Raw genomic sequence first — 17,401 nt, forward strand, 5'->3', positions numbered from 1 at the left:
GTTGTTATTATGCGTTGTCGGCAGGCGCGTCCGCCGCCGGCTTTTTGCCCTTCGCCCTGGCCCTCGGCTTGCCTTTACTGAACTCTTTCTTACCGCCTGTCGGCGCAACGATACCGCGGAACTGACGAGCGGGCGTGCTGCGCGCCTGGTCGATAAGCTGATAAAGCGTTCCCACCAGCGGCTGCATAAAATCCTGATAGCGGCACTGCTTTTCGCTGATTTGCGTCAGCACCGACTCCCAGTGCGCGGTCATATCCGGCCTCGCGGCCATTTCCGGCAGGGAGTGAATCAGCGCGCGGCCCGCGTCCGAAGAGTGGATATAGCGCCCTTTCTTAACTAAGAAACCGCGCTTAAACAGCAGACTCAATTATCCCGGCGCGGGTCGCTTCCGTCCCCAGGCCGTCGGTGGCGCGCAGGATCTTTTTCAGATCCTTATCCTGCACGAAGCGGGCGATCCCGGTCATCGCGGAGAGCAGCGTCGCGTCGGTAAAATAGCGCGGCGGCTGGGTTTGCCGCTCCACCACTTCACCCTTTTCACACAGCAGCTCGTCGTCCTTCGCCACCACCGGCAGCGGCGTACCGTCGTTCTCTTCGTCGCGCTCTTTATTGCCCAGCAGCGCCCGCCAGCCGGCCTCGGCGAGGAAGCGGGCCTTGGCAACAAACTTGCCGTTGGCGATCTCAAGATCGATCTGGCATTTGCGAAATACCGCGTCCGGGCAGAACTGCATCAGGTACTGACGCGCGATCAGGCCGTAGACCTTGCCCTCGTTCTCCGTCAGCCGCACCTGGCTGCTGCGCGCGGTGGGAATGATCGCATGGTGCGCATCAACCTTTTTATCATCCCAGCAGCGGTTGCGAATTTCCGGGTCAACCGCCGGCTGCGGTAGTAAATCCGGCGCGTGGACGCCAATGGCGTTGAGCACCGCATGGCGACCGGCGAAATGCTCCTCCGGCAGATAGCGGCTGTCCGAACGCGGGTAGGTGATCAGCTTGTGGGTCTCGTACAGCTTCTGGCAAATATCCAGCACGTTTTGCGCGCTGAAGCCAAAGCGCTTTGCGGCCTCAATCTGCAGCGCCGAGAGTGAAAACGGCAGCGGAGCGGGTTCCGAATCCCGCTTGTCGTTGTAGGCGGTGACCAGCGCCGGCTGGCCGGTAATCCGCGCGACCACGTGTTCGGCCAGCGGGCGATGCAGCAGGCGCCCCTCTTCATCCTGCCAGGATTCGCAGGCATCGCTCGGCTGCCAGGTGGCGACAAAGCGCTCCTGCAGGGGAGTGACGATATGCGCTTTGACGTCGAAGAAATCCTTCGCCACAAAGTTCTCGATCTCTTCATCCCGACGCACCACCAGCCCGAGCACCGGGGTCTGCACGCGCCCGACCGAGAGGACACCCTGATAGCCCGCGTTGCGCCCGAGCAGCGTATAGGCGCGGGTCATGTTGATCCCGTACAGCCAGTCGGCGCGCGCGCGGGCCAGCGCCGATACGCAGAGCGGAATAAACTCGCTGTTGGCGCGCAGACGAACAATCGCCCGTTCGACCGCCTGCGGGTTAAGATCGTTGATCAGGCAGCGCTGCACCTGCTGGCGCTTTTCCGGCGCCAGCTGCAGATAGTCGAGAACTTCATCCACCAGCAGCTGACCCTCTCTGTCCGGGTCACCGGCGTGGATCACCTCCTCGGCATCGCCCAGCAGCCGCTTGATGACGTTAAGCTGTTTGCTGACCGACGGTTTCGGCTGTAGCTGCCACTTATCCGGGACGATGGGCAGATCGACGAGGTTCCAGCGCGCGTAGCGCCCGTCATAGACATCCGGCTGCGCCTGCTCCAGCAGATGGCCGATACACCAGGTGACCACCTGCCCGTTGCCGCACTCAATATAGCCGTCGCCCTTGCGATGCGGCTTGGGTAGCACCTCGGCGATGGCGCGGCCGAGGCTCGGTTTTTCTGCAATAAACAGCCGCATCTAATCAACGGATCTCGATCATGGGGCGTCCGCCGCGGGCGGGAACCAGCTCGCCGATCGCGGCCAGCGTCACCCCGGACGCCTCTGCCGCCGCGCGTACCTCGGCCTCGGCTTCCGGCGATACCGCCAGCAGCAGGCCGCCGGAGGTTTGCGGATCGCACAGCAGATCGCGCCACTCCGCCGGCATTTCGCCCATCAGGTGGCCGTAGCTGGCAAAATTGCGCCCGGTGCCGCCGGGAACCGCGCCGGCGAGAATATACTCTTCCACCCCCGGCAGTTTCGGGATGTCGGCATAGTTCAGCTGCGCCTGAACCCCCGCCCCGCGACATACTTCGCTCAGGTGCCCAAGCAGGCCAAAGCCGGTGACGTCGGTCATCGCCTTCACGCCATCAATATTGGCAAATGCGGCGCCGACAAGGTTCATCTGACACATGATGTCGGTGGCCAGCCCCTGATGCTCAGCTTTGAGCAGGGATTTTTTCTCGGCGGTGGTCAGTACGCCGATCCCCAGCGGTTTGGTGAGGAACAGCCGGCAGCCCGCCTCGGCGGTGCTGTTTTTCTTGATGCGTTCGGTGGGCACCACGCCGGTCACCGCAAGGCCAAAAATTGGCTCCGGCGCGTCGATGGAGTGGCCGCCGGCCAGAGAGATCCCCGCCTGCTGGCAGGCGAAACGGCCGCCGTCAACCACTTCGCGGGCGATTTCCGGCGCCAGGGTGTTAATCGGCCAGCCGAGGATGGCGATTGCCATAATCGGTTTTCCGCCCATCGCGAAAATATCGCTGATCGCGTTAGTCGCGGCAATGCGCCCAAAGTCGAACGGACTGTCGACAATCGGCATAAAAAAGTCGGTGGTGCTGATGATGGACGTGCCGTTACCCAGGTCGTAGACCGCCGCGTCGTCGCTGGTTTCATTGCCCACCAGCAGGTTGGGGTCAATAAATTTTGCCTGGTCACTTTTAAGGATAGTTTCCAGCACTTTAGGGGAAATTTTACACCCGCAACCGGCTCCGTGGCTGTATTGCGTTAAACGAATAGCTTGCTCGCTCATGGACATCTCCTGTCATTGCAATCCCGCTATGGTAGCGCCCAAACGTCAAGGTGGTAAGTACGACAGTCTGAAATCGCGAATAGTTGCTTATTAAGCACACAAATATGCGATTTTGCGATAAGGAGCCATTTTTTTAACGGCCTTTTAACTTTAACTAAAAGATGACAGAAATGTGACAAAGAAACGTTCTGCTCTCTGTGGACAGATATCAACGAAAGGAGATTTTGATGAAAAAGCGCGTTCTCGCCCTTTGCCTGGCCGGCCTCTTCTCCGTTAACGCTTTTGCCCTGACGGCAACGGGTAACGATGCCACAACCAAGCCTGACCTCTATTACCTGAAAAATGCTCAGGCCATCGATAGCCTGGCGCTCCTGCCGCCGCCGCCGGAAGTGGGCAGCATTGCCTTTTTAAACGATCAGGCGATGTATGAGAAAGGACGTCTGCTGCGGGCGACCGAGCGCGGTAAGCTGGCGGCGGAAGACGCAAACCTTAGCGCCGGCGGCGTGGCGAACGCCTTCTCCGGCGCATTCGGCTCGCCGATCACCGAAAAAGACGCGCCGGCGCTGCACAAGCTGCTGACCAATATGATTGAAGATGCCGGCGACCTGGCGACCCGCGGGGCGAAAGAGAAGTACATGCGCATTCGCCCGTTCGCGTTTTACGGCGTCGCCACCTGCAACACCACCGAGCAGGATAAGCTGTCGAAAAACGGCTCCTATCCTTCCGGCCACACCTCTATCGGCTGGGCCACGGCGCTGGTGCTGGCCGAAGTTAACCCGCAGCGGCAGAACGAAATCCTCAAGCGCGGCTACGAGCTCGGCGAGAGTCGGGTCATCTGCGGCTATCACTGGCAAAGCGACGTCGACGCCGCGCGGATTGTCGGCTCAGCGGTCGTCGCGACGCTGCATACCAATCCGGCTTTCCAGCAGCAGTCTGCAGAAAGCGAAAGACGAGTTTGCCAAACAGCAGAAGTAGTGCGTAAGGCAGCCCGGCGGCAAGCGCCTGCCGGGCGCTCAATGCTCAGAAGCGCACGACGAACGGCGCGGTATCGGCAACGGCGATGCTGGTTGACGCTTTAAGCTGCGGCGTGCCCAGATAGAGGAAACCGACGATTTTATCCTGCTCGCGGCAGGCAAACCCTTCACGCACGATGGCGCTTTCGGTTAACGCCCCGCTGCGCCAGATCCCGTTGAATCCCTGAGCGACCGCGGCCATCTGCATCGCCATCACCGCGCAGCCCGCCGACATCTCCTGCTCCCACTTAGGCACCTTCGGATGATCCTCACAGCGGGCAACCACGGTGATAATCAACGGCGCCCGGAACGGCGCGCTGCGCGCTTTCTCTACGCCCTTTTCATCCTGCCCGGCGGCCAGCGCGCCTTTTTCCAACAGCTGACTGAAGCGCTCTCGCCCTTCATCGGCAATAATAAAGAACCGCCACGGCTGCAGCGTCCCGTGATCCGGGGCGCGCAGGCCGGCACGGAGAATATTTTCCAGCTGTTCGCCGGCCGGGGCCGGCTCGGCCAGGCGTGAGGCGCTGCGGCGGTTAACCAGTAGGTCGAGAGCATCCATCTATGTAACTCCTGTGAGGTTATTTTTCATAAAATTAACATGCACAAGAATTTTGTTACAGCCCGACGGGTGATTCCTGCTGACAAGCGCCGATGCTCTCTTTAGGATAGCCAGACGCGGCAGCCCCTGCGGTTAGCCCACTTTTGATAATGTTAGGGAGAATACATGCGAACCCTTTGGCGACTGATTGCCGGATTTTTTAAATGGACGTGGCGAGTACTTAATTTTGTTCGTCAGCTCGCGCTAAACCTGGTTTTCCTGCTGCTGGTGCTAGTGTGCATCGGCATCTGGGCGCAGTTCAGCAGCAGCACCGCGGAGCATACCGCCCGCGGCGCGCTGCTGATGGATATTACCGGCGTCGTGGTCGACAAGCCTTCGGCCAGCAGCAAGCTTGGCGTGATTGGCCGCCAGCTGTTTGGCGCCAGCTCGGACCGCCTGCAGGAAAACTCGCTGTTTGATATCGTACAAACCATCCGTCAGGCGAAAGACGACCGCAATATCACCGGCATCGTGCTGGATCTGAAGAATTTTGCCGGCGGCGACCAGCCGTCAATGCAGTACATCGGTAAAGCGCTGCGCGAATTCCGCGATAGCGGCAAACCGGTCTACGCCATCGGCAGCAGCTACAGCCAGGGGCAGTACTATCTGGCAAGCTTCGCCAATAAAATTTGGCTCTCGCCGCAGGGCGAAGTTGACCTGCACGGTTTCGCCACCAACGGCCTGTACTACAAGTCGCTGCTCGATAAGCTGAAGGTGTCCACCCACGTTTTCCGCGTCGGCACCTACAAGTCAGCGGTCGAGCCGTTTATCCGCGACGATATGTCTCCGGCCGCCCGTGAAGCCGACAGCCGCTGGATTGGCGAGCTGTGGCAGAACTATCTCAATACCATCGCCGCCAACCGGCAGATCACCGTCCAGCAGCTGTTCCCCGGCGCCCAGGGCGTGCTCGACGGCCTGCGTAAAGTCGACGGCGATACGGCGAAATACGCCCTCGACAGCAAGCTGGTTGATGAGCTGGGCACTTCCAGCGATATCGAAAAGGCGCTGACCAAACAGTTTGGCTGGAGCAAGGCGGATAACAACTATCGCGCCATCAGCTATTACGACTACAGCGTGAAAACACCGTCCGACCAGGGCGCCGCAATTGCGGTTATCTTCGCGAACGGCGCGATCATGGACGGTGAAGAAACCCCGGGCAACGTCGGCGGCGATACCACCGCCGCCCAGATCCGCGATGCGCGCCTCGATCCGAAGGTGAAAGCCATCGTGCTGCGCGTTAACAGCCCTGGCGGCAGCGTCAGCGCTTCGGAAGTGATTCGCGAAGAGCTGGCCGCGGCGAAAGCGGCGGGCAAACCGGTGGTGGTTTCCATGGGCGGCATGGCGGCCTCCGGCGGCTACTGGATCTCCACCCCGGCGGATTACATCGTGGCGAACCCGAGCACCCTCACCGGCTCCATCGGCATCTTTGGCGTCATCAACACCGTTGAAAACACCCTCGGCTCTATCGGCGTGCATACCGACGGCGTGTCCACTTCGCCGCTGGCGGATGTCTCCACTACCAAATCCTTGCCGCCGGAAGTGCAGCAAATGATGCAGCTGAGCATTGAGAACGGCTATAAGCGCTTTATTACCCTGGTGGCTAACGCGCGTAAGAGCACGCCGGAAAAAGTTGACCAGATTGCCCAGGGCCACGTCTGGACCGGCGAAGATGCCAGGGCCAACGGCCTGGTTGATAGCCTCGGCGACTTCGACGACGCGGTGGCGAAAGCCGCAGAGCTGGCGAAGCTGAAGCAGTGGCACATCGATTACTACCAGGAAGATCCGACCTTCTTCTCGATGGTGGTTGATAGCCTGACCGGTTCCGTGCGCGCGTCGCTGCCGGCGACGCTGCAGGCCTGGCTGCCCGCGCCCGTCGCGGCGGCGGCCAGTGCGGTGAAGGCCGAAAGCGACAAGCTGGCGGCGTTTAACGATCCGCAGAACCGCTACGCCTTCTGCCTGACCTGCGCCAATATCCGCTAGACCTCCCCGTTCGACAACAAACCCCGGCTATCGGCCGGGGTTTTATTTTTCCCCCGCAACAGCAGGTATACCCTAAATAATTCGTTGCGCTGGCCCAGAAGGGGTGAGGCCGGAGGCCGAATCACGCGGCAAGTGAGTGAATCTCCGGGATCACAGGCTAATTATGTGACCGGACAGCCAGCACAGCAGTAACCCGAATACCGGGTATACCCTAAATAATTCGAGTTGCAGAAAGGCGGCAAGCGAGCGAATCCCCGGGAGCATAGGCCACTATGTGACCGGGGTGAGTAAGCGCAGCTAACGCATCTGCAGCTCGAAGTATGACGGGTATAGACGCTGTATTTTTTTCGCGACCACTTTATACTGCGCCTGTCTACGTACAACCTAAGCGATGTTATGCAAAAGAAATCGATTTACGTTGCCTACACCGGTGGGACCATCGGTATGCAGCGCTCCGAACACGGCTATATCCCCGTCTCCGGCCACCTGCAGCGTCAGCTCGCGCTGATGCCTGAGTTCCACCGTCCGGAGATGCCGGACTTTACCATTCACGAATATGCCCCGCTGATGGATTCGTCCGATATGACGCCGGAGGACTGGCAGCATATCGCGGAAGATATTCGCACCCACTATCATGAGTATGATGGTTTCGTGATCCTCCACGGCACCGACACCATGGCGTTTACCGCCTCGGCGCTGTCGTTCATGCTGGAGAATCTGGGCAAGCCGGTAATTGTGACAGGGTCACAAATCCCGCTGGCCGAGCTGCGTTCCGACGGGCAGATCAATCTGCTGAACGCGCTGTACGTTGCCGCGAACTATCCGATTAACGAAGTGGCATTGTTTTTCAACAACTGTCTGTATCGCGGCAACCGCACCACTAAAGCCCATGCCGACGGCTTCAACGCCTTTGCTTCGCCGAACCTGGCGCCGCTGCTGGAGGCCGGGATCCATATCCGCCGCCTCGGGACGCCGCCGGCGCCGCACGGCGTGGGCGAACTGATCGTGCACCCGATTACGCCGCAGCCGATCGGCGTGGTGACGATTTATCCGGGGATCTCCGCCGAGGTGGTGCGCAATTTTCTCCGCCAGCCGGTGAAGGCGCTGATCCTGCGCTCTTATGGCGTCGGTAACGCCCCGCAGAACGGCGAGTTTATTCAGGTTCTGACTGAAGCCAGCCAGCGCGGAATTGTGGTGATTAACCTGACGCAGTGTATGTCCGGCAAGGTCAACATGGGCGGCTATGCCACCGGCAACGCCCTCGCCCAGGCGGGCGTGATCGGCGGTTTCGACATGACCGTCGAGGCGACTCTGACCAAGCTGCACTACCTGCTGAGCCAGAATCTTGATGCTGAGGCCATTCGCCGCCTGATGCAGGAAAACCTGCGCGGCGAGCTGACTCCCGATGAGTAAGGAGCTTATGATGACCAATCGAGCACTGCTGCTGGTTGATTTACAAAATGATTTTTGCGCGGGCGGCGCGCTCGCCGTTCCGCAGGGCGATAGCACCGTCGATGTCGCCAACCGGCTGATCGACTGGAGCCTGGCGCGCGGCGAAATCGTGGTCGCCAGCCAGGACTGGCATCCGGCAAACCACGGCAGCTTCGCCAGCCAGCATCAGGTCGAGCCCTACTCGCAGGGCGAACTCGACGGACTGGCGCAGACCTTCTGGCCGGATCACTGCGTGCAGCATAGCGCCGGGGCACAGCTGCACCCGCTGCTTCAACAGCAGGATATCGCCGCCGTGTTCCACAAGGGCGAAAATCCGGCGATTGATAGCTATAGCGCCTTTTTCGACAACGGCCATCGCCACAAAACCCGGCTCGACGACTGGCTGCGGGAACGCGGGATCGCCGAGCTTATCGTGCTGGGTCTGGCGACCGACTACTGCGTTCAGTTTACGGTGCTGGACGCGCTCAACCTCGGATATCGCGTTAGCGTGATTACCGACGGCTGTCGCGCCGTCAATATCCAGCCGCAGGACGGCGCCCACGCCTTTATGGCGATGGCCGCCGCCGGCGCGACGCTCTACACTCTCAGCGACTGGCTGGAAACCCAGGCCTGAGCCCTCGCCCGAAGCCGGCGCTTCGGGCCACTCCTTTGCGCTTCCTCTGCGCTATTCATTGAGCTAACTCGCAGATTCAACAGGCTATTGCTGCTAGTGTGGACGGGCTATTTTTTCGCCACGCTATTCCCGTGGCTCGTTTGTTTTTTTAATGTCAAAGAGGATCGTCCATGAAACTTTTGCCTTTGCTGGCAGCATTACCCCTGCTTTGCACCTCAGCCTGTCTCTGCTCACTCCCTGATGTCCGTCGGCTACTTTAACGGCGGCGGCGACGTCACCGCCGGGCCGGGCGGCGACATCGATAAGCTGGACGTGCGCCAGATTACCCACCTCAACTACTCCTTTGGCCTGGTCTACAACGACGAAAAGGATGAAACCAACGCGGCGTTAAAAAACCCCGCCCGCCTGCATCAGATTTGGCTGTCGCCAAAAGTGCAGGCTGATTTGCGCAAAATCCCCGCCCTGCGCCAGCAGAACCCGGAGCTGAAGGTGCTGCTTTCCGTTGGCGGCTGGGGGGCACGCGGATTTTCCGGCGCGGCGGCCAGCGCGGAGAGCCGCGCGACCTTTATCCGTTCGGCGCAGGAGATCGTCGCGCAGTATGGCCTCGACGGTATCGACCTCGACTGGGAGTATCCGGTCAACGGCGCGTGGGGGCTGGTCGCCAGCCAGCCGGCCGACCGCGATAACTTTACCGCCCTGCTGAAGGAGCTGCGGGCCGCGTTTGGCCAGAAAAAGCTGGTGACCATCGCCGTGGGCGCCAACGCCGAAAGCCCCAAAAGCTGGGTCGACGTTAAGGCTATCGCCCCGCTGCTGGATTACATCAACCTGATGACCTACGACATGGCCTACGGCACCCAGTACTTCAACTCTAATCTGTATGATTCAACGCGGTGGCCGACGGTGGCGGCGGCGGATAAGTACAGCGCCGATTTTGTGGTTAACAACTATCTTGCCGCCGGTTTGCAGCCGGGCCAGATGAACCTCGGCATTGGTTTCTATGGCCGGGTGCCCAAACGGGCGGTTGAGCCGGGTATCGACTGGAGCAAACCCGATGCGCAGAAAAATCCCGCCACCCGGCCTTACTTCGGCGCCGAACAGATCGCCCTGTTCAAATCTCTGGGCTTCGATCTGAGCAAAGATACCTACGTGAAGTACAACGATATCGTCGCGAAGCTACTTAACGATCCGCACCAGCGCTTTAGCGAGCACTGGGATGACCAGGCGAAGGTGCCGTGGCTGTCGGTGCAGTCGACGGACGGCAAGGAACTGTTTGCGCTCTCCTACGAAAACCCGCGTTCCGTGGCCCTCAAGGCCGACTATATCAAGAGTAAGGGGCTGGCAGGCGCGATGTTCTGGGAGTACGGCGCCGATGAGCAAAACCAGCTGGCCAGACAGACTGGCGGAATCGCTGGGGATTAAGCACTAACCCGCGAACCAGGCCGCCCTGCAGGAGATGAGGTGTGTCGCGCCCTGGGATAGGTTATGATTGCCGCAATCGGCTGCGCCAGGCTCTGGCGCAGCTTTTCATTTGCTACAGGAGGCATGGGGCTTTATGGCTTTTATCCCCAAAAACTACGCCCGTCTGGAAGTTGGCTATCGCGAAAAGGCGCTAAAACTCTTCCCGTGGGTCTGCGGACGCTGTTCCCGTGAATTTGTCTATTCGAACCTGCGTGAGCTGACGGTGCACCATATCGATCACGATCACAGCAATAACCCGGAAGATGGCAGCAACTGGGAGATGCTATGCCTGTACTGTCACGACCACGAGCACTCCAAATACACGGAAGCCGATCTGTATGGTTCAACGGTGGTGGCGGGCGAAGACGCGCAAAAGAGCGTCGGTGAGGCAAAATATAATCCGTTTGCCGACCTTAAAGCGATGATGAACAAGAAGTAACCGGTTCGTAAAGCTTCAGCGCCCGGCGGCGAAACCCGCCGGGCCTGCATAAGCATCCGCTCAGGATTTAAAAGTCACAATAGGTTCTGGCGTAATGCCGAACTCCACTTTCAGTCTGCTGCTTGCTCTTCATCACCATCTGCCCGCTGGTATCGATGGTCATATGCTGGGCCTGGACGTTGTGCCGCGCCTGCCACAGCATCACCAGCTGCAGGCTGTTCTCTTTCTGCTCCGGAGTTAACGCTACCCCATCCGGCCATTTTCCCAGCTCCACCGCCGTGGCCAGACGCTGATAAACTTCCGGGGTCATACTGTCGATAATTTGCTCGATATCCATCGTCCGCTCAACTCCGCATTGGAATAATTTGCTGAATCGTTTCTCTAGCCCTTGATCTACTCGCCATTATCCTCATCGCTGAAGCTTAACGAGGCCGAGTTTACGCAAAAACGCTCGCCGGTCGGCTGCGGACCATCCGGGAAGACGTGTCCAAGATGAGCATCGCACTTACCGCAGCGAATTTCCGTGCGCTGCATACCGTGAGAGTAATCGTTAAGATAGCGAATCGCCTCTTCGCTTACCGGCTCAAAAAAGCTCGGCCAGCCGCAGCCTGAATCATACTTGGTTTGCGAGTGAAACAGCGCCGCGTCGCACACCAGGCAGTGGTAGACGCCGTCTCGCTTGTTGTGGAGCAGTCGGCCGGTGAACGGCGGCTCGGTGCCGTGATTCTGCGTCACGTAAAACTGCATCTCGCTCAACTCTTTTTTGAGCTCGTCCGAGGAGGGTTTATTCGACATGTGCATGCTTCTCGCTGTGAAAGGACAACTTTAACCCTTCGATTCTAACAAAACATTAACAATGAAGCGTGGAGTTTTGTTCTAAACTTATTCGATGCCGATGGGCAGCTAGATAATTGTGACATAAATCACATTTTTATCTTTAATGACCTTTAAAATTCCGCGCGCAGACCCCATATGGAATTGGGCTCAAAGGGAGAGTGAGGCAAATCAATCGCGCAAAGGTGTGCTCTGGATTGATTTGTCGCAATGATTGACACGATTCCGCTTGACGCTGCGTAAGGTTTTTGTAATTTTACAGGCAACCTTTTATTCACTAACAAATAGCTGGTGGAATATATGACTATCAAAGTAGGTATCAACGGTTTTGGCCGTATCGGTCGCATTGTTTTCCGTGCTGCTCAAGAACGTTCTGACATCGAGATCGTTGCAATCAACGACCTGTTAGACGCTGACTACATGGCTTACATGCTGAAGTATGACTCCACTCACGGCCGTTTCAACGGTACCGTTGAAGTGAAAGACGGTCATCTGGTCGTTAACGGTAAAAAAATCCGTGTTACCGCTGAACGCGATCCGGCTAACCTGAAGTGGGACGAAGTAGGCGTTGACATCGTTGCTGAAGCAACTGGTCTGTTCCTGACTGACGAAACCGCTCGTAAACACATCACTGCTGGCGCGAAAAAAGTCGTTCTGACTGGCCCGTCCAAAGACAACACTCCGATGTTTGTTAAAGGCGCTAACTTTGACAAATACGAAGGTCAGGACATCGTTTCTAACGCATCCTGCACCACTAACTGCCTGGCACCGCTGGCTAAAGTTATCAACGACAACTTCGGCATCATCGAAGCGCTGATGACCACCGTTCATGCGACCACCGCAACTCAGAAAACCGTTGATGGCCCGTCTCATAAAGACTGGCGCGGCGGCCGCGGCGCATCCCAGAACATCATCCCGTCCTCTACCGGCGCTGCTAAAGCTGTAGGTAAAGTCCTGCCAGAACTGAATGGCAAACTGACCGGTATGGCGTTCCGCGTTCCTACTCCGAACGTATCCGTTGTGGATCTGACCGTTCGTCTGGAAAAAGCTGCTTCTTACGAAGACATTAAGAAAGCTATCAAAGCTGCTTCCGAAGGCGCAATGAAAGGCGTTCTGGGCTACACCGAAGACGACGTTGTATCTACCGATTTCAACGGCGAAGTTTGCACTTCCGTGTTCGATGCTAAAGCAGGTATCGCCCTGAACGACAACTTCGTGAAACTGGTTTCATGGTACGACAACGAAACCGGCTACTCCAACAAAGTTCTGGACCTGATCGCTCACATCTCCAAATAAGTTGAGATGAGAACCTGATCCAAAAAGGCGACTTCGGTCGCCTTTTTTTATGGCTTAACTCCGTACCTGTACACCAAGGATTGCACCATGATTAACAAAATTTTTGCTCTCCCGGTTATTGAACAAGTTACCCCGGTCCTCTCCCGCCGCCAACTTGACGACCTTGAGCTGATCGTCGTTGACCATCCGCAGGTCAAAGCCTCCGTCGCCTTCCAGGGCGCGCATCTGCTCTCCTGGAAACCCGCCGGAGAAGAAGAGGTGCTGTGGCTGAGCGGGAACACGCCGTTTAAAACCGGCGTCGCGCTGCGCGGCGGCGTGCCGATCTGCTGGCCGTGGTTTGGCCCGTCGGCACAGCAGGGCCTCCCCTCCCACGGTTTCGCGCGCAATCTGCCGTGGGCGCTGAAGGGTCATAATGAAGACGAAAGCGGCGTGCTGCTGACCTTCGAACTGAAAAGCAGCGATAAGACCCGTCAGTACTGGCCGCACGAATTTACGCTGTACGCGCGCTTCAAGCTGGGTAAAACCTGCGAAATCGAACTGGAAGCGCACGGCGAATTCGAAACCACCTCCGCCCTGCATAGCTACTTCAACGTCGGGGATATCGCGGCGGTGAAGGTTAGCGGCCTCGGCGAGCGCTATATTGATAAGGTGAACAACGCGCAGGAAGGCGTGCTGAGCCACGGCGAAGAGACCTTCCCGGATCGCACCGACCGCGTCTACCTCAACGCGGATGCCTGCAGCGTTATCCACGACGGCGCGCTGAACCGCAGCATTGACGTTATTCATCACCATAACAGCAACGTGGTGGGCTGGAACCCCGGCCCGGCGCTTTCGGTGAGCATGGGCGATATGCCGGACGACGGCTACAAAACCTTCGTTTGCGTCGAAACCTGCTGCGTCACCGAGTCGCAGAAAGCCAGCGAAGAGAAACCGTCGCGTCTGGCGCAGACCATTCGCGTCACTCAACGCTAAAACCGCAGACGCGGGATCGAAAACAGGGCGCAATCGCCCTGTTTTTTACCGATGACGCATGCGACGCGGCTCCGTTACCAGAACCCCACCAGCTTCATCCACGCGCCTCCCAGCACCAGCCAGATGAAGATAGACGCAATCGACACCACAAAGCTGACGCCCCACCACTGACCCGTGGTGTTATAGCCGGAACCGAACAGAGCGGGCCCAGGGCCGCCAGAGTACTGCGTCAGCCCCATCGACAGGTTCGAGGTATAGCCCAGCACCAGGGCGGCGAAAAGCGGCGGCACGCCGACGGAAACGGCAACGGCCAGAAACGCCAGGTACATAGCGGAAATATGCGCCATCGCCGAGGCGAAGAAATAGCGGGTATAGAAATAGACCGCGACCAGCACTAAGAAGACCGTTATCCACTCGAAGTGGCCGACATAGCCGACAATCCGCTCGGATATCCAGCTAATCATGCCGTACTTGTTGAGCGCGTTGGCCATCATCACCAGTACGGCAAACCAGAACATGGTATCCCAGGCCGTTTTCTCTTCGATGATATTTTTCCACGACATGATATTGCTGACCAGCAGCACCATCAGCCCAATAAACGCGGAAAGGGTAGCGGGAATGGCAAAGAAAATATCGCCCACCGTCCAGAGCAAGATCAGCAGAACAAAATCAAGCGCGAGGATTTTTTCCGCCAGCGACATCGGCCCCATTTTACGCAGCTCTTCTCTGGCGATCGCGGGGATTTCCGGCGTTTTCTTCAGCTGCGGCGGATAAATAGCGTACAGCACCAGCGGCAGCAGGATCAAAGAGGCGATCCCCGGCACGATCGCGCCGACAAACCAGGTGGTCCAGGTGATTTCAATGCCCTGGCTCCTCGCCAGTTCGGCTATCAGCGGGTTACCCGCCATCGCCGTTAAAAACATCGTACAGACGATGGCGTCAATCTGCGAAACGCAGAGCATTAAAAAGGCGCCGGCTTTTCTGGCCGTCGCGCCTGGCTCCGACTGGTAGGCGGTGGCAATGGACTGCGTAATAGGATACATAATGCCGCCGCCCCTCGCCGACGCCGAGGGAATGCCCGGCCCCAGGACAACGTCAGAGAGGGCCAAACCATAGGCTACGCCCAGCATGCTTGAACCGCATTTGGAAATAAACCACAGCGCCACCCGCTTGCCCAGCCCGGTCTTAATCACCGCCCGGGAGATGAACATCGCGATACCAATCAACCAGATCGTACCGTTGGCAAACCCGGAAAGCGCCGCGATTTTGTCGCCTTTACCCGGCGAGAGAGGCGTCACGCCTAAAAACGCGGAGACGATCAGCGCAATCATCGTCACCGCCCCCATCGGCATCACCTTCAGGATGATGGCAAAGATCGTAGCGGCAAAAATAGCAAACATTTGCCATGCGTGAATGGCCAACCCATCAGGCGGAGGGGTAAACCAGATAAGTGCGCCGAACAGAATTGTCAGGGCGGCTTTCCAGAGGGGAAAGGCCAGCTTCACGTCCAGGGGTTTGTTAGGTTCAGTCATGTGATTCTCCTTTTTCTTTTATCTTTAAGAGGATAATCACAGCTGAGCATTGATATTCATCAACGAAACCCGCAGATGCCTTTGTAAAATCAGCCCCCTTAAACCATGTCTAAAGGCGTTTTGCGCCCCGGCGCCGGGAAGGCCTTTTCCAGCACCGCGATATCTTTCTCCTCCAGCACCACCTCAAGGGCGGCCGCGTTCTCTTTAACGTGCGCGATGCTTCCCGCCTTTGGAATCGCCATCACCCCTTTGTGGCTGATGACCCACGCCAGCAAGAGCTGCGCGACCGTAACGCCCTTTTCCTGCGCCAGGTTGTTGAGGGCCGGATGATTGATTAAACCATCGCGCAGGCGGCCGGCCTGGGCCAGCGGGCTGTAGGCCATCACCGGCAGTCTGCTGTCGCTGACACCACGGCAGCAGCTCGTATTCAATGCCGCGCGAGGCCAGATGGTACAGCACCTGGTTGGTCGCACAGCGTCTGCCGCCGGGCACCTGCCACAGCTCTCGCATATCGTCGGTATCGAAATTGGAGACGCCCCAGCGGCGAATTTTACCCTGAGCGACCAGCGCCTCCATCGCCTCGACGGTTTCGGCCAGCGGGAAATCCCCCCGCCAGTGCAGCAGGTAGAGATCGAGATAGTCACACTTCAGGCGACGCAGGCTGGCTTCGCAGGCCTCGCGCATCTTGCGCCCGCCGGCGTGCCACGGATAGACTTTGGACACCAGCGTCACGCGGTCGCGCAGGCCGCGAAGCGCCTCGCCCACTACCTCTTCCGCCCCGCCGTCGGCGTACATTTCGGCGGTATCGATAACCGTCAGCCCGAGCTCAACGCCCGCTCGCAGTGCAGCCGCTTCCTGCGAGCGATGCGCGCCGTTTTGCCCCATATACCAGGTCCCCTGCCCAATGGCAGGCGCCGCCGGCCGATCGCCCAAAGCGCCAGTTTTTACCATCATCGCCACCTCCCGTCTTTTATTGCACCACCGTAATGCAAAACAGGGCATTACGCCCTGTTTTGATGCACAGATATCACTATAAAGATGCACAATCAGAAAGTGTAGGTGATCCCGGTGGAGATCAGACCGCTCCAGGATTTATCCACCATCGGACTGTCGGTGATTTCGTCGGACAGGCGGGTGTAGCGCGCCAGGCCGTAAACGCTCCAGTCGCCGAGGAAGCGATAGTTTGCCGACAGTTCGAGATACGGGTTCCAGCTGCTATCCGGGTCGTAGCTGCGCAGGCCACTGCGCTCGGATTCATGCTTCGAGACGCCGTAGTAGTATTCGTTCTGATTGTCGCTGCTCCACTCCACGCCGATACCCGGCGTTAGGGTCAGGTTGCCGTTGGTATAGCGATAGAGCCAGGCCATGTCCCAGGTGATCCCGTTGCTGTTATCCAGCGTATCGCCAGCGAGGGTGGTGCGCAGGAAGCCATACTGGGTGTTGTGCACGTAGGAGAGCCCGGCCATCATCGTCGATTTACGCCGATCCAGCTTGCGCAGCTGTTCGCTGTCGCTATCGCCCGGCTTAAAGTACATCGGCGACCAGTAGGCGGTAACCGACAGCTTATCGCTCTCGTCATTCCATAAGTAGTAACCACCGCCTAAGCCACGGAACCAAAAATTATCGCTCTCGTAGCTGATAGCCGGCACCGGGTAAACGTCGACGTCATATTGCTTATACGGGCTTTCGACGATACCCACGCCGGCCCCCAGCGTTAACTTCCCGTCGGCGTGTGCTGCTGAGACACAGGCCAAAAGACACACGCCTGGTGCCAGAGATTTGATCTTCTTCACAATCCATATTCCCGTTTGTCAAATAATCCGCGCAGGCAGTTTAGCGTCGTAGGCCTCGTGCCTCAAATTCTTTACCCGTCATTACAAAAAATGACTCACCCTCGCGTTAATACGGGAGCCCGGACCCGCAGCTTCATGACAACAGGATGAAGGCCCCCGGCAAGACGTGCTAAAAAGCCCCCCTTTTTGGGATGAGTTATTGATATGTCATTGAAATTGATTTTTCGCTGCATGCAAGTTTTCTAAATGCATCTACGCTTTAATTTAGAAGGCGTCATTGCAGGGCACGTTATCTTGATCTCATCGACAACCTGGCATAAGGGTTGCTGGAGAATAAGTAGACGTCGCGCTCTGCTTACCTCTTCCGGGAGCACCCACTATTCATATGAACGCTCTCAACTTGTGCTAAATA

The 17,401-nt window shown here is 58.1% G+C and carries 11 protein-coding genes and 5 pseudogenes; 8 read left to right on the forward strand and 8 right to left on the reverse strand.

All coding sequences use genetic code 11. The annotated features are described in order from the left end of the window. Window positions 1-7: 7 nt before the first annotated feature. Window positions 8-1,961 (reverse strand): annotated as a pseudogene (locus tag ABOC21_RS14065) (DNA topoisomerase III). Window positions 1,962-1,965: 4 nt separating this feature from the next. Then, a complete protein-coding gene (gene selD / locus ABOC21_RS14070) occupies window positions 1,966-3,009 on the reverse strand; it encodes a selenide, water dikinase SelD (RefSeq protein WP_426814995.1) in 1,044 nt (347 codons plus the stop codon). A 227-nt stretch (window positions 3,010-3,236) separates the two neighbouring features. Here selD and phoC point away from each other — a divergent pair. After that, window positions 3,237-3,984: pseudogene (gene phoC, locus ABOC21_RS14075) on the forward strand (acid phosphatase PhoC). 45 nt (window positions 3,985-4,029) lie between these two features. Here phoC and ABOC21_RS14080 read toward each other — a convergent pair. Next, the gene (locus ABOC21_RS14080; RefSeq protein WP_426814996.1) at window positions 4,030-4,581 is read right to left on the reverse strand and encodes an NAD(P)H nitroreductase; all 552 of its coding nucleotides are present in this window, start codon (window positions 4,579-4,581) and stop codon (window positions 4,030-4,032) included. A 165-nt stretch (window positions 4,582-4,746) separates the two neighbouring features. On the opposite strand from ABOC21_RS14080, the gene sppA reads away from it, so the two are divergent. The 5 genes and pseudogenes from sppA to yajD all read left to right on the forward strand — a co-directional run bounded on the left by sppA (window position 4,747) and on the right by yajD (window position 10,562). Then, window positions 4,747-6,600, forward strand: a complete 1,854-nt coding sequence (gene sppA, locus ABOC21_RS14085) for a signal peptide peptidase SppA (protein ID WP_426814997.1) — start codon at window positions 4,747-4,749, stop codon at window positions 6,598-6,600. Between the two features lie 396 nt (window positions 6,601-6,996). Further along, the gene (gene ansA, locus ABOC21_RS14090; RefSeq protein WP_426814998.1) at window positions 6,997-8,013 is read left to right on the forward strand and encodes an asparaginase; all 1,017 of its coding nucleotides are present in this window, start codon (window positions 6,997-6,999) and stop codon (window positions 8,011-8,013) included. Between the two features lie 10 nt (window positions 8,014-8,023). Continuing rightward, window positions 8,024-8,665 carry a bifunctional nicotinamidase/pyrazinamidase gene (gene pncA / locus ABOC21_RS14095; RefSeq protein WP_426815491.1) on the forward strand — a complete coding sequence of 214 codons (642 nt, stop codon included), beginning with the start codon at window positions 8,024-8,026 and terminating at the stop codon, window positions 8,663-8,665. Window positions 8,666-8,835: 170 nt separating this feature from the next. Beyond that, window positions 8,836-10,091 (forward strand): annotated as a pseudogene (locus tag ABOC21_RS14100) (glycoside hydrolase family 18 protein). Between the two features lie 126 nt (window positions 10,092-10,217). Further along, on the forward strand, window positions 10,218-10,562 hold the full coding sequence (gene yajD / locus ABOC21_RS14105) for an HNH nuclease YajD (RefSeq protein WP_133597704.1): 345 nt from the start codon (window positions 10,218-10,220) through the stop codon (window positions 10,560-10,562). A 60-nt stretch (window positions 10,563-10,622) separates the two neighbouring features. Here yajD and ABOC21_RS14110 read toward each other — a convergent pair. Next, window positions 10,623-10,899: pseudogene (locus ABOC21_RS14110) on the reverse strand (YeaC family protein). A gap of 56 nt (window positions 10,900-10,955) precedes the next feature. After that, a complete protein-coding gene (gene msrB / locus ABOC21_RS14115; protein ID WP_426814999.1) occupies window positions 10,956-11,357 on the reverse strand; it encodes a peptide-methionine (R)-S-oxide reductase MsrB in 402 nt (133 codons plus the stop codon). A gap of 339 nt (window positions 11,358-11,696) precedes the next feature. Here msrB and gapA point away from each other — a divergent pair, with 339 nt between their 5' ends. Both gapA and ABOC21_RS14125 read left to right on the forward strand, forming a co-directional pair. Further along, on the forward strand, window positions 11,697-12,692 hold the full coding sequence (gene gapA, locus ABOC21_RS14120) for a glyceraldehyde-3-phosphate dehydrogenase (RefSeq protein WP_426815000.1): 996 nt from the start codon (window positions 11,697-11,699) through the stop codon (window positions 12,690-12,692). 87 nt (window positions 12,693-12,779) lie between these two features. Then, window positions 12,780-13,664 (forward strand): D-hexose-6-phosphate mutarotase, encoded by an 885-nt coding sequence (locus tag ABOC21_RS14125; RefSeq protein WP_426815001.1) that lies wholly within the window; start codon window positions 12,780-12,782, stop codon window positions 13,662-13,664. A gap of 74 nt (window positions 13,665-13,738) precedes the next feature. On the opposite strand, the gene ABOC21_RS14130 is transcribed toward ABOC21_RS14125, so the two are convergent. The 3 genes and pseudogenes from ABOC21_RS14130 to ABOC21_RS14140 all read right to left on the reverse strand — a co-directional run bounded on the left by ABOC21_RS14130 (window position 13,739) and on the right by ABOC21_RS14140 (window position 16,989). Continuing rightward, window positions 13,739-15,196 (reverse strand): DASS family sodium-coupled anion symporter, encoded by a 1,458-nt coding sequence (locus ABOC21_RS14130; RefSeq protein ID WP_426815002.1) that lies wholly within the window; start codon window positions 15,194-15,196, stop codon window positions 13,739-13,741. Between the two features lie 98 nt (window positions 15,197-15,294). Next, a pseudogene (locus tag ABOC21_RS14135) lies at window positions 15,295-16,150 on the reverse strand (aldo/keto reductase). A 92-nt stretch (window positions 16,151-16,242) separates the two neighbouring features. After that, the gene (locus ABOC21_RS14140) at window positions 16,243-16,989 is read right to left on the reverse strand and encodes a MipA/OmpV family protein (protein WP_426815003.1); all 747 of its coding nucleotides are present in this window, start codon (window positions 16,987-16,989) and stop codon (window positions 16,243-16,245) included. Window positions 16,990-17,401 lie beyond the last annotated feature (412 nt).

The organism is Klebsiella sp. WOUb02 (genome assembly GCF_050058015.1).
Lineage (GTDB): Bacteria > Pseudomonadota > Gammaproteobacteria > Enterobacterales > Enterobacteriaceae > Klebsiella.